Raw genomic sequence first — 19,236 nt, 5'->3', positions numbered from 1 at the left:
ATCCCCACCCAACCCACCGGCGCCGACCCGTACCCGCCCGCGGACCCGTACGCCGGGATCACGCAGCCGGCCGGCCCGCCGTCCGCCGACCCGTACGCGGTGCCCGGCTACCCGCCGCCCGCCTACCCCGGCTACGGCTACCCGCCGGCGCGCCAGACCAACACCATGGCGATCGTGGCCCTGGTGCTGTCCCTGGTGGGCTTCGCCTCCTGCATCACCGCGCCGGTCGGGGCGATCCTCGGGCACGTGGCGACCAAGCAGATCCGGCAGACCGGCGAGAGCGGTGAGGGCATGGCGAAGGCCGCCATCATCATCGGCTGGATCCTCACCGGCCTGCTCGTCCTGCTGATCCTGTTCTACGTCGGCCTGTTCATCTTCGCCATCGCAGCGGCCGAGAGCAGCAGCACCAGCAGCAGCTACTGAGAGCGCACCGTGCCGCCCCGGCGGGGCCGGGGCGGCACGGTGACACGGGTACCGCGGGTCACTCCGACGGCGGGGTGAAGCTGGAGGTGCGGGTCATCCCCGCCGCCCGGCCCTTGGCCGCGATCACCAGCGCCATCTTGCGGGACGCCTCGTCGATCATCTCGTCGCCGAGCATCACCGCGCCGAGCTTGCCGCCGGCCTCCGAGGTGTAGTGCTCGTACGCGTCGAGGATCAGCTCGGCGTGGTCGTAGTCGGCCTGGGCCGGCGAGTAGACCTCGTTGGCGGCGTCGATCTGGCCCGGGTGCAGCACCCACTTGCCATCGAAGCCAAGCGCCGCCGATCGCTTGGCCACCTCGCGGAACGCGTCCACGTCCCGGACCTGCAGGAACGGGCCGTCGATGGCCTGCTTGTCGTGCATCCGGGCAGCCATCAGGATGCGCATCAGGATGTAGTGGTACGGGTCGCCCGGGTAGTCGGGGATCAGCGCGCCGACGACCAAGGACTTCATGTTGATCGAGGCCATGAAGTCGGCCGGGCCGAAGATGATCGTCTCGACCCGCGGCGAGGCGGCGGCGATCGCGTCGACGTTGACCAGGCCCGCCGCGTTCTCGATCTGCGCCTCGATGCCGATCCGGCCGACCTCCAGGCCGAGCGTCTTCTCCAACTGGGCCAGCGTCATGTCCAGCCACTGCACCTGGGCGGCGTTCTGCACCTTGGGCAGCATGATGCAGTCGAGGTTGGCGCCTGCCCCCTCCACCACGTCGATGACGTCGCGGTAGGTCCACGGGGTGGTCAGGTCGTTGACCCGGACCACCCGGGTCTTGCCGGCCCAGTCGCCCTCGTTGAGCGCCGCCACGATGTTCTTCCGGGCATCCGGCTTGGCCAGCGGGGCGACCGCGTCCTCCAGGTCGAGGAAGACCTGGTCAGCGGGGAGGCCCTGGGCCTTGCCGAGCATCTTGACACTGGAACCGGGTACCGCGAGGCAGGACCGGCGGGGGCGACCGACTGCGGCCATGGATGCGCTCCTTCCAGCGTCCGGCGGCACGCCGACGCCAGCTGACGAAGAATCGAGAACTTAACGATCCCAAAGGGCGTTGTGACGCCACGGTAACCTCGTGCCGTGACCGGGGTGAATGGACCTGTGGAAGATCTCACTGGGCGCCGGCTCGTGGTGGTGACCGGGGCCAGCTCCGGCATCGGCCTCGCCGCCGCGGTCGACCTGGCGTGCCGCGGCGACCAGGTGGTCCTCGTCGGCCGGGACCCGGCCCGGCTACAGGCCGCGGCCGAACAGGTGCGGGAGGCGGCCGGCGAGCGACCCGAGGTGTTCCGGGCCGACTTCGCGGTGCTCGACGACGTACGCCGGCTGGCCGGGAAGCTTCGGGCCGCGTACGACCGGATCGACGTGCTGGCCAACAACGCCGGCGCGATCGTGCTCCAGCCGCTGACCACGGTCGACGGCTTCGAGCTGTCCATCCAGGCGAACCACCTGGCGCCGTTCCTGCTGAGCAACCTGCTGCGGGACCGGATCGGCCGGATGGTGGTCACCGCCTCCGGCGCGCACCGCAGCGGCACGCTCGACCCCGACGACCTGAACGCTCCGCTGCGCCGCTACCGGCCGATCAACGCGTACGGCACCAGCAAGCAGGCGAACATCCTCTTCACCGCCGAGGCGGTCCGGCGCTGGCCGGAGATCCCCGCGTACTGCTTCCACCCGGGAGTGGTGCGCACCAGGTTCGGCACAGACAGCCGCCTGGTCGCCCTGGGCATGCGGCTCCTGCCGTTCCGCAGCCCGGAGAAGGGCGCGGAGACCCTGGTCTGGCTGGCCAACCAGGACCAGGCCCGGCTGGTGACCGGCGGCTACTACCACGACCGGCGGCTGCGCCGGCCGCTGCGCAAGGCGGCCGACCCCCTGCTGGCGGCCCGGCTCTGGACGGCCAGCGCCCACGCGGTCGGGCTCGAGGAATAGCGGGGTCGTCGGGGAACGGGGCACTGCCATACTCGGCCCCATGACCACTGGCAACGACACCGCGCGGACCGGTCCGGAGGCCGACCACGGGCCGACCGCCCGGCGCGCCGGCGACGACGCGACCTCCGGTCGCGACCGGCCCGGGGAGGCGGCGGGCGACACGCTGCGGGTGCTCGGGACGGACAGCGACCTGGAGGCCCGGCTCGGCGCCGAGCTGACCGCGTTCAACAACCGGGCGACCGGTGCCGACGACGAGGCGGACCTCTCCGTCCGCGTCACCGGCGCCGACGGTGAGCTGGTCGCCGGGCTGAGCGGGTGGAGCTGGGGCGGCCGGGCCGGCATCAACATGGTCTGGGTGCGCGCGGACCGCCGGGCCGAGGGCTGGGGCGGCCGGCTGCTGCGGGCCGCCGAGGAGGAGGCCCGCCGGCGCGGCTGCACCGAGATGTCCGTCTCGTCGTTCTCGTTCCAGGCGCCGGAGTTCTACCGCCGGCACGGCTATCTCGACACCGGGCTGCGGGACGGCATCCCGGGCGGCCACGTCGACCACCACTTCTGGAAGTCGCTGGTCACCGACCCGGCGGCCACGCTGCGGGTGGTCGCGCTGGTCGAGTTGGCCGCCGGCGCGGTGGAGGCCGGCCAGCGGTACGAGGACGCCGTGCTGAGCCTGCTCGGCCGGCACGGGGGCCGGCTGGAACGACGGCTGCGCACCGGCGACGGGCGCACCGAGGTACACCTGCTCCGGTTCGCCTCCCGGGACGGCTGGGAGGCGTTCCTGGCCGATCCGGAGCGCGCCGCGCTGCGCGACGCCCTCGGCGACGCCGCCCCGACTGGGCGGGTGCTGGAGGTGCACGAGGTGTGACCCCGGTCGCCGGGCCGCCGGTCATTCGCTCAGGTGCACCGAGACGCTGGTGACCACCACCCCCGGCAGCGGGCGCAGCGCGGCGCGCAGCCGCTGCTCGGTCCGGCTGTGCAGCGGCCGGTGCCACCGTCGGCGGACCACCACCTCGGGCACGATCACGGTCAGCATCAGGTCGGCCCGGGAGGCGTGCAGCGCCTCCAGGTAGTGCGCCAGCGGCCCGATCACCGCCCGATATGGCGAGACGATCGTCTCCAGCCGCAGGTGGTCGCCCCAGGCCCGCCACTGCTCCCGGAACCGGTCCGCCTCCTGCTCCTCAGGCGCGCCCCGGTGGTCAGCGGGTCGAGCGGCGGCCGGTGCGGAGCAGAGGGCACGGAGAGCAATCTTCACACGACACCGGTCACCACGGACCGTCAGCACTCGGTTACGATCACGCGGGTTCGCCGGTGACCCCCCTCGACCGCCCGGAGGCGCACTCCCATGCCCACGTACCAGGCGGTGCTGTTCGACTTCTTCGGCACGCTGACTCGCTGCGTGCAACGCGGCGCGGCCCACCGGTCGACCGCCGAGCTGCTCGGCTGCCCGCCCGACCGGCTGATCGAGGTGCTGGACCGCACCTTCTACCAGCGCGCCAGCGGGCGCCTCGGCACCGCGGAGGCGACCCTGCGCTGGGTCTGCGAGCAGGCCGGCGTCTACCCCTCCGACGACGCGGTCCGCTCGGCGGTCGCCTCCCGCCACCGGGCGGTACGCGCGGACACCTGGCTACGGGACGACGCGGTGGCGACGCTGGCCACGCTGCGCCGACGCGGCCTGCGTACGGGCGTGATCAGCGACTGCACGCACGAGCTGCCGGCGTTCCTGCCGCAGCTGGCGATCGCCCCGCTGCTCGACGTCCGGGTCTTCTCGGTGCAGGTCGGGCGCTGCAAGCCAGACCGGGCGCTCTACCTGACGGCGTGCCGCCGGCTGGGGCTGGCACCCCAGGACTGCCTCTACGTCGGCGACGGTGGCAGCCAGGAACTGACCGGGGCGGAGCGGGCCGGAATGACCGCGGTGCGGCTGGCCGCCCCGGATCTCGCCGAGCACATGGTGTTCAACGTCGACGACGCCTGGCGCGGCCCGGTCCTGAGCGTGCTGACCGAGGTGATCGACCTGGTCGACCGGTCGCCGGAAGCACGGGCGCCGATCGGCCGGGCGGCGCCGACGGATGTCCGGGCCCCGGCCGGCCGGGCGGTGCCGGTGGGGGCGGCGGTGCCGGTGGGCGCGGGCCTGACGGCGGTCACTGCCCTGGCGGCCGGCACACCCTGACCGCCGGCGCACCGCCCGCCCCGACCGGCGGTCCGGGTTCCCGTCTCAACGCCGCCGGACCCGGTGCAGCCGGAACGGTTTGCGGGTGACGCGGACCACCGGCGCCTGCCGGGGCGTCTCGGCCAGCGAGCCGGTGGGCAGCCCGGCACCGGAGAGCGGCTCCCCCGCCGGGGCGAGCCGGGTCAACGCGCAGCCGTCGGCCGCCCAGCGTCGCACCAGTTCGGCCGTGGGACCGGGCGCGTTCAGCCGCTTGGCCGCGACCAGCGGCGCCACCCTGTCCCAGTGTTCGGTGCCCGGCGTCACCCGGGTGACCCGGGCCGGCCAGGTGACGATCCGGCCGCCGTGGTCACCACGGAGGGTGACCTGCGCCTCGGCCGCCTCGGCCAGCCCCGGCGCGGACTGCTCGCCCGGGCCGCTGACCACGAAGAGGCCGCCCTCCAGCGGCATGCACCAGAGCGCCAGCGCCGGGCCGCCGGACACGCTCACCCAGGCCACGGCGGCCTTCTTCATCGCCTCGTCGGCCAGCGGTGTGCTGACCCCGTCCGCATCGGTCACCCCGGCATCCTCCCCTACCCGTCCCGCTCCCGTCAGCGCCGCCGCCCGTCAGCCGACGAACGGCGGGACCATGATCTCGCCTCGGGCCACCGGCATGACCTGGCCGGACACGGTGGCGCCCACGACCTGGCCGCCGGCCGCCGTCACCGTGCAGGCCAGCCAGGACGGACGGTTAATCTCCAGACCCTGGCGGACCGCGTACTCCGACCGCCCGTCGCCGGGCAGCAGGCCGCTGGCCACCAGCCACACCCCTAGCCCCAGCGCGGCCGAGCCGGTGGCCGGGTCCTCCGGTACGCCGAGCCCCGGCACGAAGACCCGGGCGTGCGCGGTTTGCGCGGCGGCGTCCCAGGAGAAGACGCTGACGTGCTCCACCCCGTACCGCCGTGCCGCCGCCGCGTTCACCTGGGCGCGGGCCACCGCGTCCGGACGCACCGGCAGGTACGGGAACTCCAGCCCACAGCCGGCCACCCGGGGTGCGGGGCCGACATGGTCCTCGGCGGTGAGCCCGGCCATCTCCAGCAGCGGCTCCGGGTCCAACTCGGGTCCGAGAGTGGGCATACCACCGGTCAGCGTCGCCCCGGTCGCGGTCACCTCGACCGGGAGCACTCCCGCACCGCACTCCTGGGTGACCTGCCCCGGCCCGAACATGCCCCGGCGGCTGGCGGTGACCGCCGCGCCGACGCTCGGGTGCCCGGCGAACGGCAGTTCCTCGGCCGGGGTGAAGATCCGGGCCCGGTAGGTGGCGCCGACCTGGGTGGGCGGAAGCACGAACACCGTCTCGGACAGGTTGAACTCCAGCGCGAGCGCCTGCATCTGCTCGGTGGCCAGCCCTTCGGCGCCGAACACCACCGCCAGCGGGTTGCCGGCGAACGGGCGGTCGGTGAAGACGTCCACGATCTCGTAGGCCAAGGTCGACATGTTGATAAACACTAGGCGCTTAGGCTGGTGCCCGTGAGCACGCCGACCCGGGTCTACATCGCCCGTCTCGCCGGAGTCACCGTCTTCGACCCCAACGGTGACCAGGTGGGCCGGGTTCGCGACGCGGTGGCCCGGCTGCGGCCGACCCAGCGCCCGCCGGAAGTGGTCGGCCTGGTCGCCGAGATGCCCATGCGGCGGCGAATCTTCCTGTCCATCAACCGGATCACCTCCATCGACGCCGACGCGGTGGTGCTCGGCACCGGCACGCTCAACCTGCGGCGTTTCGAGAAACGACCGAACGAGCTGCTGGTGCTCCAGGAGCTGCTGGACCGGCGGGTGCAGATCGACCCCGGCGGCCAGCCGGGCACGGTGGTCGACGTGGCGATGGAGTGCAGCCGGGGCGGCGAGTGGGGGCTGACCCGGGTGGCGGTACGCGAGCAGACCGGACGGCTGGCCCGGCGCGGTCACCTGCACCAGGTGGAGTGGGACCGGGTCCGCGGGCTCAGTGGCATCGCCGACAACCGGGGCACGGCCAACCTGCTCGCCGTCCTGGAGGACATGCGCCCGGCCGACCTGGCCAACGCCCTGCAGGACCTCCCCGACGCCCGGCGTAACGAGGTCGCCGCGGCGTTGGACGACGAGCGCCTCGCGGACGTGCTGAGCGAGCTGCCGGAGCACGACCAAGTGGAGATCCTGGCCGCGCTGGACCGGGAGCGGGCCGCCGACGTGTTGGAGGCGATGGACCCGGACGACGCCGCCGACCTGCTGGGCGAGCTGCCCCCGCCGGAGCAGGACGTGCTGCTCGACCTGATGAACCCGGACGAGGCCGACCCGGTGCGCCAACTGCTCAAGTACACGCCGGGCACGGCGGGCGGCGTGATGACCTCGGAGCCGGTGATCCTGCCGCCGGACGCGACCGTCGCCGAGGCCCTCGCCCGGATCCGGGAGCCCCAGCTGTCCCCGGCGATCGCCACCCAGGTCTTCGTGACCCGGGCGCCGATGACCACGCCGACCGGCCGCTACCTCGGCATGGTGCACTTCCAGCGGCTGCTCCGCGAGCCCCCGGCCGAGTTGCTCGGCGGGGTGGTGGTGAACGACATCGACCCGCTGCGGCCGACCACCCCGCTGCCCGAGATCACCCGGCGGATGGCCACGTACGACCTGGTCGCCATGCCGGTGATCGACCGCAACAACCGCCTGGTGGGCGCCGTCACCGTGGACGACGTGCTGGACCACCTGCTGCCGCGGGACTGGCGGGACCGGGACACCACGCTGGGCCCCGCCCCCGTCGAGCCGGCGCTGGGCGGCGCCGATGGTTGAGCGACGGCGGGCGGAGCGGCTGGACCAGCCGCGCGAGTCCCGGGGTGTCAGGCTGCCCCGGTTCGACCCGGAGGCTTTCGGCCGGTGGTCCGAGGCGATCGCCCGGGGGATGGGCACCGCCCACTTCATCGTCTACATGACGGTGGTGATCACGAGCTGGTTCGCCTGGAACACGCTAGCCCCGGCGCACCTGCGCTTCGACCCGTACACCTTCACGTTCCTGACCCTGGTGCTGTCGTTGCAGGCCAGCTACGCCGCCCCGCTGATCCTGCTGGCGCAGAACCGGCAGGCCGACCGGGACCGGTTGACGATGGAGGAGGACCGCCGCCGGGCGGGGATGCAGAAGGCCGACACCGAGTACCTGGCCCGGGAGATCGCCGCGCTGCGCAACGCGATCGGTGAGGTGGCGACCCGGGACTTCCTCCGTTCGGAGCTGGCCCGGCTGGCCGAGGAGTTGGACGAGGCGGGGCAGCGCCGGCAGCGTCTGGAGCGCCGGCAGCAGGAGCGAGTCACGCAGCGCACCGGGGGCGGCGAGGGGCTCGACGAGCCCCGGGACGAGCTGGACGGGGACTGATCCCACCACGGCCGCCCGGACGCCTGAGCAGCCGTGAACGCCGCTTGCCCCAAGGGGCCGGGCGAGCGGCGTTCGCCTCGATCGTCCCACTTCGCGTGGTACGCCGTCCAGCCCTCACCGTCGCCATCGATTCGCTCACACCAACCCCGCTGCCCACGATGAGGGACCACGGCCGACGTAGCATTGCGGGCATGTCAGCACCCGTCAGCACCGTCTCCGACGCGATCCAGGCCGCCCTGGCCACCGTCAACGACCCGGAGATCCGCCGGCCCATCACCGAGCTGGGCATGGTCCGCTCCGCCGAGGTCGGCGACGACGGCGTGGTCCGGGTCGAGCTGCTGCTCACCGTGGCCGGCTGCCCGCTGAAGGACAAGCTGCGCGCCGACATCACCGCCGCCGTCGGCGCGGTGCCCGGGGTCACCGGTGTCGAGATCGAGTTCGGCGTGATGAGCCCCGAGCAGCGCCAGGAGCTGCAGGCGAAGCTGCGCGGCGGCGGCGCCACCGAGGAGCCGGTCATCCCGTTCGCCCAGCCCGGCTCCCGTACCCGCGTGTACGCGGTCGCCAGCGGCAAGGGCGGCGTCGGCAAGTCCAGCGTGACGGTGAACCTGGCCGCGGCGCTGGCCGCCCGCGGCCTCTCCGTCGGCGTGGTCGACGCGGACATCTACGGCCACTCGGTGCCCCGGATGCTCGGCGCCGACGGCCGCCCGACCCGGGTCGAAGACATGATCATGCCGCCGCAGTCGCACGGCGTGAAGGTGATCTCCATCGGCATGTTCACCGCCGGCAACGCCGCCGTGGTGTGGCGCGGCCCGATGCTGCACCGGGCGCTGCAGCAGTTCCTCGCCGACGTCTACTGGGGCGACCTGGACGTGCTCCTGCTCGACCTGCCCCCGGGCACCGGCGACGTGGCCATCTCGCTGGCCCAGCTGCTGCCCAACTCGGAGATCCTGGTGGTCACCACCCCGCAGGCCGCCGCCGCCGAGGTGGCGGAGCGGGCCGGGGCGATCGCCCTGCAGACCCACCAGCGAGTGGTCGGCGTCATCGAGAACATGTCCTGGCTGGAGCTGCCGGACGGCTCCCGGATGGAGATCTTCGGCTCCGGCGGCGGCGCGGCCGTCGCCGAGTCGCTGACCCGGACCATCGGCGCCCAGGTGCCGCTGCTCGGCCAGATCCCGCTCGACACCCGGGTCCGCGAGGCCGGTGACGAGGGCCGCCCGATCGTGCTCGCCGAGCCGGAGTCGCCGGCCGCCACGGCGCTCGGTCAGGTCGCCGACCGGCTCGCGCTGCGGCGGGAGTCGCTGCTCGGCAAGCCGCTCGGCCTCAAGCCCGCCGGCCGCTGACGGTAGGCCGGCACGCCCGGCCGCTGGCCGCACCACCGATCGCGACCCCGGCGGCCAGCCAGCCAGCCACACGCGGGCGGCGGTCAGGTGGCGTCGTCGTAGCTGGCGCGGGGGGCGGGGGCCGGGGCACCGCCGGTGGCGGTGCCCGGACGGGCGGTGCTCGTGCGCAGGTCGGCCGCGCCGGCCACGTCCTTCAGCTCGTTGTGCACGCCGGTGACGTCCGCGCGCAGGTTGTCGTAGACGCCCTGCAACGGCTTCCGGATCGCCTGCTCGTCCTCCTCGCTGAGCAGGTGCTTACGGATGAACGCCTTCGGGTGCAGATCCTCAAGCTGGATGTCGGTGCCCAGCTCCCGGCTCAGGTCGCTGGTGGCGTTGCGGGCCATGTTGCGCAGGTTGCGGACCATGCGCAGGCCGTCGCTGATCACCGCGGGCAGCCGGTCACCGAAGATCAGCAGCGCCAGGAGCAGCAGCCCACCGATCTCCCACCAGTTCAGGTTCTCGAACACTGCGCGGGCCTCCTCTCGGCGTCAGCAGCAAGACTACGCACGTCGGAGGCGGACCGGGGAGGGGGTGACCCGGTCGTCACTTGGCATCGGCGGCCAGCGTCACGGAGGCGTTCTGCCGGGTGGTGCCGCGGCGGTACTCGACGGTCACCACCGAACCGGGCGCGAACTTGCGGACCAGGGCGATCAGGTCGATCGGCTCGGTCATCGGCCGCCCGTTCAGCTTCAGGATGACGTCGCCGGCCTTCAGCCCGGCGCCGGCCGCCGGCCCGGACGGCTCCACCGCCGCCAGGCGTACCCCGCCGCCGCTGCCCGCGCCCGGACCGCCCACCTGGGCGCCGATCACGGTACGCCGGGCCTTGCCGGTGCCGATGATGTCCTGGGTCACCCGCTTGGCCTGGTTGATCGGGATGGCGAAGGCGAGACCGATGTTGCCGGCCTCCTGCCCGTCGGCGACCAGCGACTTGATGGTCGAGTTGACCCCGATCACCCGGCCCGCGCCGTCCACCAGCGGACCGCCCGAGTTGCCGTGGTTGACCGCCGCGTCGGTCTGGATCGCCGCGTAGTACCGCACCGGGCCGCCCGGCTCGCCGGCCTGCATGGTGCGGTCGAGGGCACTGACGATGCCGGCGGTGACCGTGTTGGCCAGCGAGAGCGGCGAGCCGATGGCGAGTACCGGGTCGCCCACCGCCAACGCGTCGGAGTCGCCGAACTCCACCGGGCGCAGGCCGGTGCGGGACACCTTGATGACCGCGATGTCGGACTCCGGGTCCTGTCCGATGATGGTGGCCGGCGCCGAGCTGCCGTCGTTGAAGATCACCGACGCCTTGCCGGTCGCCCCGGCCACCACGTGGTCATTGGTGATCACGTGACCGTCGGCGCTGGCGATGAAGCCGGACCCCTCGCTCGTCCCGCCGAGGCTGGCCACCCGGACGGTCACCACGCTGGGCAGCACCCGCTTGGCGACCCCGGCCAGCGACTCCGGCCGGCGCTGGGCCAGGCCGGGCGCCTGCGGGTCGGCGCCGAGCACCGTGCCGGCCCCGGCGCCGCCGCGCACCGCGAAGGCGTACCCCAGCGCACCGCCGAGCGAACCGGCGAGCAGCGCGGTGATCAGCGGGATGAGCAGCAGCTGCCGCAGCGTCGAGCGGCCCGGCGCGTCCGGGTCGCTGACCGGTTCCGGCTCGGTGCGGGGACCCGGCGGGGCCGGCACCACCACGGCGGACGGGGCCGCCGGGTCGCGCCACGGGTCGGCGAGCGCGTCGGACCACCAGGGTGATGTCGTGCCGCCCACGGCGCCCGGCTGCGCCGTCGGCGACCCTACCGGCGGGTACCCGGGCCCCGGCGGTCGCGCCGGTGCCGGACTACCCCCGGGCTGGCGCCAGTCCCAGCCGTCGGTCACGTCGTGCCTCCCACTCCGTCCCCGGACCCCGCTCCCCACGACCGGAGGGACGGGCCCGCCCGGCCGCGATCGACGGGATACCGCTTCCAGGATTACACGGATGCCGCACGTGGAGTCAGCGGTTGCCGCCCGTGATCGTCGGGGCGGACGCGCGGCTGCGCCCGCTCGACGCCGCCTCTAGGCTCACAGTGCAAACCCGACCCGCACCCTTCTCGCCGCCCGGAGGTGTCCCATCGCCACGGTCGCCGGTTCCGGCACGTCCACGACCCAGGCGCTACAGTTCGCCGAGTCGTACGTGACCGAGGATCTCGTGCTGCGGACCGCCCGCAGCCTCGCCCGCGAGGTCGGCCTCGACGCGGTGACCCCGGGGGCGGGCGCGGCGCTGCGCCTGCTCGCCGCCGCCGGCAACGCCCGGGCGGTGGTGGAGATCGGCACCGGCACCGGGGTCAGCGGGGTGTGGCTGCTGCGCGGCATGCGCGCGGACGGGGTACTCACCACCATCGACGTGGAGGTGGAGCACCAGCGGATCGCCCGGCGGATCTTCGCCGAGGCGGGCTTCGCCGCCGGCCGCACCCGGATCATCACCGGCCGGGCGCTGGACGTGCTCCCCCGGCTCGCGGACGGCGCGTACGACCTGGTCTTCGTCGACGCGGAGGCGACCGGCTTCGCGGCCTGCGTGGACGCCGCGCTGCGGCTGCTGCGCCCCGGGGGCGTGCTCGCGCTCAACGGCACCCTCGCGGGCGGGCGGATCGGCGACCCGGCCGCGCGGGACGCGGAGACAGTGACGATCCGTGAGACGCTCAAGGCGATCCGGGAGTCCGAGCACTGGGTCCCCGCGCTGCTCCCGGTCGGTCACGGGCTGCTCGCGGCGGTGAAGTGCTGACCTGCCGCCGGTCACCGCCCGCCCGGCCGGGCCACGGGTGACCACGCGACCCGCGGAAATCCGGCGTCGCAAGCCCGCCGGTGTGACCGCGCGGCCCACCGGGCGGACGCCGCCCGGCGCTCAGGCCAGCGTGGCCAGCCAGCGCAGCATCGACCGTACGCCCCAGCCGGTGGCGCCCCTGGTCAGCTCGGCGTCGTCACCTTCGGCCCAGGACGGCGCGGACATGTCGATGTGCAGCCAGCGGTCCCGCAGGTCGCCGGTGAACTCGCGCAGGAAGAGGGCGGCCATGACGGAGCCGGCGCCCCGGTCCGGCGAGCTGTGCAGGTCGGCCAGTTCGCTGCCGAGGTGCTCGACGTAGTCGGCGGGAAGCGGCATCCGCCAGGCGGCCTCGCCGGCCGCGTCGACGGCGGCCAGCACCTCGGCGGCGAGCCGGTCGTTCTCGCTGTAGAGCGCGGCCGTGCGCTTGCCGAGCGCCACCGCGTTCGCGCCGGTCAGCGTGGCCAGGTCGACCAGCAGGTCCGGCGCGAGCTGCTGGACGGCGTAGGAGATCGCGTCGGCGAGGACCAGCCGCCCCTCGGCGTCGGAGTTGGTCGTCTCGCTGGTCACCCCGCCGTGGTGGCGGACGACGTCGCCGGGCCGGAACGCCGAGCCGCTGAGCATGTTCTCGGCCAGCGGCGCGAGCGTGGTGACCCGCACCGGCAGCCGCAGCGCCGCCGCGCCGAGGGTGGCCGCCACCACGGCGGCCGCCCCGGCCATGTCCTTGCGCATCAGCTTCATCGCCGGCACCGGCTTCACCGAGATGCCGCCGGTGTCGAAGGTGATGCCCTTGCCCACCAGCACCACGTGGGTCCGCGCGCCGGCCGGCCGCCAGTCCAGCTCGACCAGGCGGGGGCCGTTGGCGGAGCCGTTACCGACGGCGAGGACGCCCCCGAAGCCCTCCGCCGCCAACTCCTGCGGGCCGCGTACCCGCAGGTGCAGGTCCGGCCGGTCCCCGACGGCGGCGGCCACCTGGCCGGCGAACCATTCCGGGTTCTTCACCGAGGACGGGGTGTTGGTGAGGTCGCGGGCGAGCCGGGTCATCCGGGCGGTCGTCCGGGCCACCTCGACGGCCGACGTGTACCCGGCCGGGTCGGCGACCAGCACGTCCACCCCGGTCAGCGCGGGCGCGTCGCCGGCGTCGGTCAGCCGGAACCGGTAGCTGGCGAGCAGCAGCCCCTCGACGAGGCCGCGGGCCGCCGCCGGGGACGCCTCGGCGGGCAGGGCCACCGTGACATGCGTCTCATCCTTCGCCGCCCGGGCCAGGGCCGCGCCGGCGACCCGCCAGCCCGCCTCGTCGCCCGCGCCGACGCCGAGCAGCAGCAACCGGCCGGGGGTACGCCCGGGGCGCAGCTGCATCCGCGTCTCACCGGCCCGACCGGTCAGCCGCGCGGCCGGGGCCAGCGCGGCGGCCTCCTCGGCCACCCCGTCGGGCAGCGCCACGGCGGTCGGCACCGGCGCGGCCGGAGCGTCGTCGGCCTCGGCCGGCCGGACGGGCTGGGCGACGGTGTCGAGCCGGTCCGGCTCGGCGAGCAGACGGATCGCGAGCACGCGGAGCCGTACCTCCAGGAAAGATCGCGGAGCACGCTCCGCGGGAGATGAAGACCCTGAGCCACCGGCGGGGCCGGTGGCTCAGGGGTGGACGGGTCGTCCTCGCGGCGGATGCCGCGCGGGCCTCTCCTCGGTCAGCCGGCGGCCGCCTTCAGCGCGTCACCGAGCGCGTTGGCCTCGTCGGGAGTCATCTCGACGACGAGCCGGCCACCGCCCTCCAGCGGGACCCGCATGACGATGCCCCGGCCCTCCTTGGTGACTTCCAGCGGACCGTCGCCCGTCCGCGGCTTCATCGCCGCCATGTTGTCTCCCCTCAGACCTGAACCAGGGTCGGTGGGTTGCCCCACAGCCACTTCGTCACGACCACCCGCAACCTATGCGGGGGTGTCGACCAACGATTTTCCCTGATGAACACCGCCGGACCCAAACCGAGGCAGCATTGATGTAACAGCATCTAGCTTATCTTGAAAATGCCTGTCACAATGTGCGGTCATGCAGGCACGGTCGGCACTCTTCGACCTGTACGGCGACTACCTCCGACCGAGGGGTGGCCGGGCGCCGGTCGCCGCCCTGGTCAAGCTGCTGGCGCCGCTCGGGATCGCCCCGCCCGCCGTGCGTACGGCGGTCTCCCGGATGGTGCGCCAGGGCTGGCTCGACCCGCTCCGGCTGGCGTCCGGGCCGGGATATTCGATCACACCAAAAGCCGCCCGGCGACTAGACGAAGCGGCCGCCCGCATCTACCGGACCGGGCGGGTCACCTGGGACGGACGGTTCGATCTGCTCGTCCTGGAGGCCCCGACCTCGCGGCGCGAGCGACAGCGGCTCGCCGCCAACCTGAGCTTCCTCGGCTACGGCACGCTCGACGAGCAGACCTGGGTGGCCACCCGCGCGGCGGAGGACGTGGACGTGCTCCTCGACGAGGCGGGTGTGCGCTACGAGCGGTTCACCGCCGCGCACGCGGCCGGCACCCCGGGCGCGATGGGCGTGGTGCGCCGGGCCTGGGACCTGACCGAGATCGGCCAGGCGTACGAGAGGTTCGTCGCCGAGCAGCGCCCCCTGCTCGCCGGGGTGACCGTACGCAGCCCCGACGAGGTGGCGTACGCCGCCCGGTTCCGGCTGGTGCACGCGTGGCGTACGTTCCTGTTCCGGGACCCGCAGCTGCCGCCGGCGCTGCTTCCCGAGCGCTGGCCCGGCACCGCCGCCGCCAGCTTCTTCGACCGGCACGCGGCCCGGCTGCGGCCGGCCGCCGACCGGTACGTCGAGCAGTGCCTCGACGCTGGCAACCGCAGCACCCGACAGAAGGGCCGTTGACACCGTGACCGAGCCGCTGCTCGTCGACCGCACCGATGCCGTCGTCACCCTGACGCTGAACCGCCCGACGGCGATGAACGCGCTCGACGTGGCGCTCAAGGAGGCGCTCCGGGACACCCTGGCCGAGCTGGAGACCGACCGGTCCTGCCGGGCGGTGGTGCTGGCCGGTGCGGGCGGGTCGTTCAGCGCCGGGCAGGACCTGCGGGAGCACGTGCGGGCACTGGAGTCGAGCGCCGGCAACCCGCTGGACACCGTCCGGGCGCACTACAACCCGATCGCCGCCGGGCTGGCCAACCTCCCCAAGCCGGTGGTGGCCGCGGTCCGTGGCATGGCCGCGGGGGCCGGCGCCTCGCTGGCCTTCCTGGCCGACATCCGCGTCGGCGGGCCGTCGACCAGCTTCCTGATGGCGTTCGCGAAGGTGGGGCTCGCCGCCGACACCGGCGCCTCCTGGACGCTGCCCCGGCTGGTCGGCCACGCCAAGGCGGTCGAGCTGCTGATGCTGGCCGAGCCGGTCCGCGCCGAGGAAGCCTGCCAGCTCGGGCTGCTCAACCGCCTCGTCACCGACGACGAGCAGGTGCTGCCGGCCGCCCAGGAGCTGGCCGCGCGGCTCGCCGCCGGCCCGACCGTCGCGTACGGGGCGATCAAGCGGCAGCTCTCCATCGCCGACGCGGGGACTCTCGCCGACGCGCTGGCCGCCGAGGCGCAGGCCCAGTCGATCTGCGGGGTCACCACCGACCACCGCGCGGCCACCTTCGCCTTCGTCAACAAGCGCAAGCCGGTCTTCGAGGGGCACTGAGCCCGGTCAGTCGTCCTCCTCCGGATCCTGGTTGGCCTCGGTGCCGAGCACGAACGCCTGCATCGCCAGCTCGTCACCGGAGGGCGAGACGAAGGCGGGCAGCTCGCGGGGGCCGAGCTCCTGCACGTACGCCCAGAACAGCCGGACCGCCTCGGCCGGCGAGTCGGCCTCGATCGGCAGGTCGAGGCTGACCAGCCAGGAGCGCCGCTGCGGCGGCGGCCCGAGCCGGTCGGCCAGCTCCTGGAAGGCATCCGGGTCGAGCGCGGTGACCGGCCCGTCGAGCGTCAGCGCGTCGGCCGGCACCGGCTCGTCGAAGGCCCGTCGGGTGTACGTCACCACGAGCGGCGTCTCGGCCCGCTCGGACTGCGGGTCGTCCGGGTCTTCCCGGCGCTGGCCGGTGGCCGCGGCGACCCGGCCCAGCGCGACCAGCCGGGGCGGGTCGTCGGCCAGCACCGCCACCTGGTCGCCGGGCCGGGGCCGGGCGTCGGTCAGGCCGGTCAGTTCGAGCGTGTCGTGGTGGACGAGCCGCTCGGCATCGAACCGCCCGGCCGGCAGCAGCACGGCCCAGGCGCCCGTGCCGTCGGCGCGGGTCGCCCCGTTCACCCGGTGTGCGGTGTCGGTCGTCATGCGGTCCATCCCATCACGCCGCCCGCGGCGTGACGACGTGACAGCCCGCGAGATGATCGTCAACCATTCCGGTGGCCTGCATCAGCGCGTACGCCGTGGTCGGGCCGACGAACCGGAAGCCCCGCTTCTTGAGCGCCTTGGCCATCGCGGTGGATTCCGGGGTCAGTGCGGGCACCTGCGCGAACGAGGTCGGCCGGGCGGTACGGGGTGGCGGCGCGAAGGACCAGAGCAGCTCGGAGAGCCCCTCGGGCAGCTCGAGCGCGGCGCGGGCGTTGGCGATCGCCGCCTCGATCTTGGCCCGGTTACGGACGATGCCGGCATCGGCGAGCAGCCGGGCCACGTCCGCCTCGCCGTAGCCGGCCACGGTCTCGATCCGGAACCCGCCGAACGCCAGCCGGAACGCCGGGCGCTTGCGCAGGATGGTCAGCCAGGACAGACCGGACTGGAACGCCTCCAGCGTCATCCGCTCGTAGAACGCGTCGTCGCCGCGCAGCGGGCGGCCCCACTCGGTGTCGTGGTAGGCGACGTAGTCGGGGGTGCTCTGCCCCCAGGCGCAGCGCGGCAGCCCGTCGGCGCCGATCTCCAGGTCGGTCACGCGTACACGCTAGGCCACTCCCCCGACACACCCATTGCCTCGGGCGGGTCCGGCTGCCTATGGTGCTGGTTACCCATCGGTAGGTGCCGCTCCCGGCGGTGAGCGCACCGGCGAGCGCGGGAGGCGGCCAGATGAAGGAGTTCCCGGACGTCATCGCCTGGTCCATCCCGGCCTTCCTGCTGCTCATCGTGCTGGAACGGGTCTCGTACCTGCTGCACCGCGACGACGACGAGGTCGGCTACGCCTCTGCGGACACCGCCACCAGCCTGGCCATGGGATTGGGCAGCGTCGTCACCGACCTGCTGTGGAAGGTCCCGATCGCGGCCGCGTACGCGCTGCTCTACACGCTCACCCCGCTGCGGGTCGCTGAGGTGTGGTGGAGCTGGCCGCTGATCCTGCTGGCCCAGGACTTCTGCTACTACTGGTCGCACCGTGGCCACCACGTGGTCCGCATCCTCTGGGCCGCGCACGTGGTGCACCACTCGTCGCAGCGGTTCAACCTCTCCACCGCGCTGCGCCAGCCGTGGACCAGCCTGACCAGCTGGATCTTCTACATCCCGATGATCCTCGCCGGGGTGCACCCGGCCGTGGTCGCGTTCGCCGGCTCGATCAACCTGCTCTACCAGTTCTGGATCCACACCGAGCGGATCGACACGCTGCCCCGCTGGTACGAGTTCGTCTTCAACACCCCGTCACACCACCGGGTGCACCACGCCTCGCAGGGCGGCTACCTGGACCGCAACTTCGGCGGCATCCTGATCGTCTGGGACCGCGTGTTCGGCTCGTTCGCCGCCGAGCGGGAACGCTGCGTCTACGGCCTGACCAAGAACATCAACACCTACAACCCGCTGCGGGTGGCCTTCCACGAGTACGTCTCGATCGCCCGAGACGTCCGGGCCGCGGCGACCTGGCGGGAGCGGGCCGGGCACCTGTTCCGCTCGCCCGGCTGGCAGCCCGACGCGCCGCCCGCGCCGGTCACCGCACCCGCGGCGCAGCCGACCCCAGTCACCACTCCCTGAGCCGGTAGCGGCCCGGCCAGCTCCAGCCGCGGCGCACGGGCGTTTCCCGCCCCCGCGAGACCGCGCCGCACGCGTCAGGGCAGGCGGCCCTGCTCGACCAGGCGGCCGAACTTCCGCAGCGCCTGGGTGAGGCCGACCTTCGAGCCGGGCCAGAGGACCGGCCAGGCCACCCTGCCGGCCGTGCCGCCCGGCAGGTGGAACCACTCGTGCCAGACGACCTGGGTCCGGTCCCGCTCCATCTGGGTGCAGCGCAGCACGCCCGGGCCGCGCAGCAACCTGCCGCAGTGCACCACACCGACCTCGTACGGTGGGTCCACCCGGACCACCCGCATCTCGTCGCGCAGCACGGCCGGCCCGAGCGTGGTGACCGCCTCGACCAGGCTCCCCTCGCCGCCGTCCCCCTCTACCACCCGGACGGTGGTGAACGGGATCCACTCCGACTGTCGCTCCCACGCGGTCAGCGCGGCGAAGACCCGCTCCGCGGGCGCGTTCACGATCACCGTGGCGGTGACCTCGCCGGCACCGGGCTGCGCCGCCTCGCGCAGGTCGTCCGCGCCATCCGGCCCGGTCACGCGGACTCCGACCGGACCACCGGCCCGTGCCGCCCGGCGTCGCCGGTCGGGGTGGTCGAGTCGGCGGTGGAGCCGTTCCCGGCGGTCCGCGGCGGCGCACCGGCGTCCTCGTCGACGGTGGGCCGCGTGTCGGCGTCGTCCTCGCCGGCCACGGGCTCCGCGCCGGTGTCGTCGGCGGTGGAGCCGGCCGTCTGGGCCGGCCCGGCCGCTGGCCGCCCGACCTGGCCGAGTTCGATAACGGACGGCTCCGCGTCGCCGGCCGTCCCCGCCGGCTCGGCCTGCGTCCCGGCCGCCCGCTCCCGGGCGCGGCGCAGCACGTCGGCGTCCACGGTCCGCCCCTCACGCAACGCGGCGACCTCCGCCTCCAGTACGCCGATCAGCTCGGACTTGTAGCCGATGTCGTACGCCGCCCGCCGCATGGCCTGGTCGACCTGCGCCATCCGGTACCCGCGCAGCGCGGTGTCGAACCGGACCTCGCCCACGTCGGACTCACGCAGCGGGCGGGCGCCCGGCAGCGGTACCGCCCGCCCGTCCGGCTCGGCCGGCGCCAGGCCGGGATCCCGGCCGGTGACCAGCACCGTCACCCCGAACACCACCGCAGCGACGGTCAATGCCACGACCAGCAGGAGCAGAACCTGACCCATGCACAGATCGTGGCATGTCGAACCGGTTGGAGCGACCCCACCC

The 19,236-nt window shown here is 74.0% G+C and carries 23 protein-coding genes; 11 read left to right on the top strand and 12 right to left on the bottom strand.

Going from position 1 to position 19,236, the window contains the following annotated elements:
* A partial coding sequence (locus C1I99_RS16355) for a DUF4190 domain-containing protein (RefSeq protein ID WP_111135084.1) occupies nucleotides 1-423 on the top strand: 423 nt, incomplete at its 5' end.
* Between the two features lie 58 nt (nucleotides 424-481).
* Here the strand turns inward: C1I99_RS16355 and C1I99_RS16350 are convergent.
* Nucleotides 482-1,438, bottom strand: coding sequence for an HpcH/HpaI aldolase/citrate lyase family protein (locus tag C1I99_RS16350; RefSeq protein WP_111135083.1), 957 nt, complete (start codon nucleotides 1,436-1,438; stop codon nucleotides 482-484).
* 126 nt (nucleotides 1,439-1,564) lie between these two features.
* Here C1I99_RS16350 and C1I99_RS16345 point away from each other — a divergent pair, with 126 nt between their 5' ends.
* Complete coding sequence (locus C1I99_RS16345; RefSeq protein ID WP_111135082.1) at nucleotides 1,565-2,389, top strand: SDR family NAD(P)-dependent oxidoreductase; 825 nt, start codon at nucleotides 1,565-1,567, stop codon at nucleotides 2,387-2,389.
* A 40-nt stretch (nucleotides 2,390-2,429) separates the two neighbouring features.
* The gene (locus C1I99_RS16340) at nucleotides 2,430-3,248 is read left to right on the top strand and encodes a GNAT family N-acetyltransferase (RefSeq protein ID WP_111135081.1); all 819 of its coding nucleotides are present in this window, start codon (nucleotides 2,430-2,432) and stop codon (nucleotides 3,246-3,248) included.
* A 21-nt stretch (nucleotides 3,249-3,269) separates the two neighbouring features.
* Here the strand turns inward: C1I99_RS16340 and C1I99_RS16335 are convergent, their stop codons facing one another.
* Entirely contained in the window at nucleotides 3,270-3,635 is a 366-nt protein-coding gene (locus C1I99_RS16335; RefSeq protein ID WP_233512535.1) for a hypothetical protein, read from the bottom strand.
* 90 nt (nucleotides 3,636-3,725) lie between these two features.
* Between C1I99_RS16335 and C1I99_RS16330 the strand changes: the two genes are divergently transcribed.
* On the top strand, nucleotides 3,726-4,550 hold the full coding sequence (locus C1I99_RS16330; protein WP_111135080.1) for an HAD family hydrolase: 825 nt from the start codon (nucleotides 3,726-3,728) through the stop codon (nucleotides 4,548-4,550).
* A gap of 45 nt (nucleotides 4,551-4,595) precedes the next feature.
* On the opposite strand, the gene C1I99_RS16325 is transcribed toward C1I99_RS16330, so the two are convergent.
* Both C1I99_RS16325 and C1I99_RS16320 read right to left on the bottom strand, forming a co-directional pair.
* Nucleotides 4,596-5,060: a hypothetical protein gene (locus C1I99_RS16325; protein WP_438941416.1), complete on the bottom strand. Its 465-nt coding sequence runs from the start codon at nucleotides 5,058-5,060 to the stop codon at nucleotides 4,596-4,598.
* A 93-nt stretch (nucleotides 5,061-5,153) separates the two neighbouring features.
* The gene (locus C1I99_RS16320) at nucleotides 5,154-6,023 is read right to left on the bottom strand and encodes a PhzF family phenazine biosynthesis protein (RefSeq protein WP_111135078.1); all 870 of its coding nucleotides are present in this window, start codon (nucleotides 6,021-6,023) and stop codon (nucleotides 5,154-5,156) included.
* Nucleotides 6,024-6,056: 33 nt separating this feature from the next.
* Here C1I99_RS16320 and C1I99_RS16315 point away from each other — a divergent pair, with 33 nt between their 5' ends.
* The 3 genes from C1I99_RS16315 to C1I99_RS16305 all read left to right on the top strand — a co-directional run bounded on the left by C1I99_RS16315 (nucleotide 6,057) and on the right by C1I99_RS16305 (nucleotide 9,257).
* The gene (locus tag C1I99_RS16315) at nucleotides 6,057-7,343 is read left to right on the top strand and encodes a magnesium transporter MgtE N-terminal domain-containing protein (protein ID WP_111135077.1); all 1,287 of its coding nucleotides are present in this window, start codon (nucleotides 6,057-6,059) and stop codon (nucleotides 7,341-7,343) included.
* A complete protein-coding gene (locus C1I99_RS16310) occupies nucleotides 7,336-7,917 on the top strand; it encodes a DUF1003 domain-containing protein (protein ID WP_111135076.1) in 582 nt (193 codons plus the stop codon). Before C1I99_RS16315 ends, C1I99_RS16310 begins: the two co-directional genes overlap by 8 nt.
* Nucleotides 7,918-8,108: 191 nt before the next feature.
* Complete coding sequence (locus C1I99_RS16305; protein WP_111135075.1) at nucleotides 8,109-9,257, top strand: Mrp/NBP35 family ATP-binding protein; 1,149 nt, start codon at nucleotides 8,109-8,111, stop codon at nucleotides 9,255-9,257.
* 83 nt (nucleotides 9,258-9,340) lie between these two features.
* On the opposite strand, the gene C1I99_RS16300 is transcribed toward C1I99_RS16305, so the two are convergent.
* Both C1I99_RS16300 and C1I99_RS16295 read right to left on the bottom strand, forming a co-directional pair.
* Nucleotides 9,341-9,763 (bottom strand): twin-arginine translocase TatA/TatE family subunit, encoded by a 423-nt coding sequence (locus C1I99_RS16300; RefSeq protein ID WP_111135074.1) that lies wholly within the window; start codon nucleotides 9,761-9,763, stop codon nucleotides 9,341-9,343.
* A gap of 76 nt (nucleotides 9,764-9,839) precedes the next feature.
* Nucleotides 9,840-11,159, bottom strand: coding sequence for a S1C family serine protease (locus tag C1I99_RS16295; protein WP_111135073.1), 1,320 nt, complete (start codon nucleotides 11,157-11,159; stop codon nucleotides 9,840-9,842).
* Nucleotides 11,160-11,454: 295 nt separating this feature from the next.
* Between C1I99_RS16295 and C1I99_RS16290 the strand changes: the two genes are divergently transcribed.
* Entirely contained in the window at nucleotides 11,455-12,042 is a 588-nt protein-coding gene (locus C1I99_RS16290; protein WP_111135072.1) for an O-methyltransferase, read from the top strand.
* A 120-nt stretch (nucleotides 12,043-12,162) separates the two neighbouring features.
* On the opposite strand, the gene C1I99_RS16285 is transcribed toward C1I99_RS16290, so the two are convergent.
* Together C1I99_RS16285 and C1I99_RS16280 are read right to left on the bottom strand one after the other, a co-directional pair.
* A complete protein-coding gene (locus C1I99_RS16285) occupies nucleotides 12,163-13,629 on the bottom strand; it encodes a leucyl aminopeptidase family protein (protein ID WP_111135071.1) in 1,467 nt (488 codons plus the stop codon).
* Between the two features lie 134 nt (nucleotides 13,630-13,763).
* Complete coding sequence (locus tag C1I99_RS16280; protein WP_007455245.1) at nucleotides 13,764-13,931, bottom strand: DUF3117 domain-containing protein; 168 nt, start codon at nucleotides 13,929-13,931, stop codon at nucleotides 13,764-13,766.
* Between the two features lie 190 nt (nucleotides 13,932-14,121).
* Between C1I99_RS16280 and C1I99_RS16275 the strand changes: the two genes are divergently transcribed.
* Nucleotides 14,122-14,940: a PaaX family transcriptional regulator gene (locus C1I99_RS16275; RefSeq protein WP_111135070.1), complete on the top strand. Its 819-nt coding sequence runs from the start codon at nucleotides 14,122-14,124 to the stop codon at nucleotides 14,938-14,940.
* Between the two features lie 4 nt (nucleotides 14,941-14,944).
* On the top strand, nucleotides 14,945-15,736 hold the full coding sequence (locus C1I99_RS16270) for an enoyl-CoA hydratase/isomerase family protein (RefSeq protein ID WP_111135069.1): 792 nt from the start codon (nucleotides 14,945-14,947) through the stop codon (nucleotides 15,734-15,736).
* A gap of 6 nt (nucleotides 15,737-15,742) precedes the next feature.
* On the opposite strand, the gene C1I99_RS16265 is transcribed toward C1I99_RS16270, so the two are convergent.
* Nucleotides 15,743-16,363: a hypothetical protein gene (locus C1I99_RS16265; RefSeq protein WP_111135085.1), complete on the bottom strand. Its 621-nt coding sequence runs from the start codon at nucleotides 16,361-16,363 to the stop codon at nucleotides 15,743-15,745.
* Nucleotides 16,364-16,376: 13 nt separating this feature from the next.
* Nucleotides 16,377-16,958, bottom strand: coding sequence for a DNA-3-methyladenine glycosylase I (locus tag C1I99_RS16260; RefSeq protein WP_111135068.1), 582 nt, complete (start codon nucleotides 16,956-16,958; stop codon nucleotides 16,377-16,379).
* A gap of 131 nt (nucleotides 16,959-17,089) precedes the next feature.
* Here C1I99_RS16260 and C1I99_RS16255 point away from each other — a divergent pair, with 131 nt between their 5' ends.
* Entirely contained in the window at nucleotides 17,090-17,977 is an 888-nt protein-coding gene (locus C1I99_RS16255; protein WP_111135067.1) for a sterol desaturase family protein, read from the top strand.
* Nucleotides 17,978-18,051: 74 nt separating this feature from the next.
* On the opposite strand, the gene C1I99_RS16250 is transcribed toward C1I99_RS16255, so the two are convergent.
* Nucleotides 18,052-18,549 (bottom strand): SRPBCC family protein, encoded by a 498-nt coding sequence (locus C1I99_RS16250; RefSeq protein ID WP_111135066.1) that lies wholly within the window; start codon nucleotides 18,547-18,549, stop codon nucleotides 18,052-18,054.
* Nucleotides 18,546-19,193 carry a DivIVA domain-containing protein gene (locus C1I99_RS33990; RefSeq protein WP_233512534.1) on the bottom strand — a complete coding sequence of 216 codons (648 nt, stop codon included), beginning with the start codon at nucleotides 19,191-19,193 and terminating at the stop codon, nucleotides 18,546-18,548. Before C1I99_RS33990 ends, C1I99_RS16250 begins: the two co-directional genes overlap by 4 nt.
* Nucleotides 19,194-19,236: the final 43 nt, after the last annotated feature.

The organism is Micromonospora deserti (genome assembly GCF_003236335.1).
GTDB lineage: Bacteria > Actinomycetota > Actinomycetes > Mycobacteriales > Micromonosporaceae > Micromonospora > Micromonospora deserti.
Note: the sequence above shows the minus strand (reverse complement) of the source record. Positions and strands in the feature narration are given on the sequence as shown.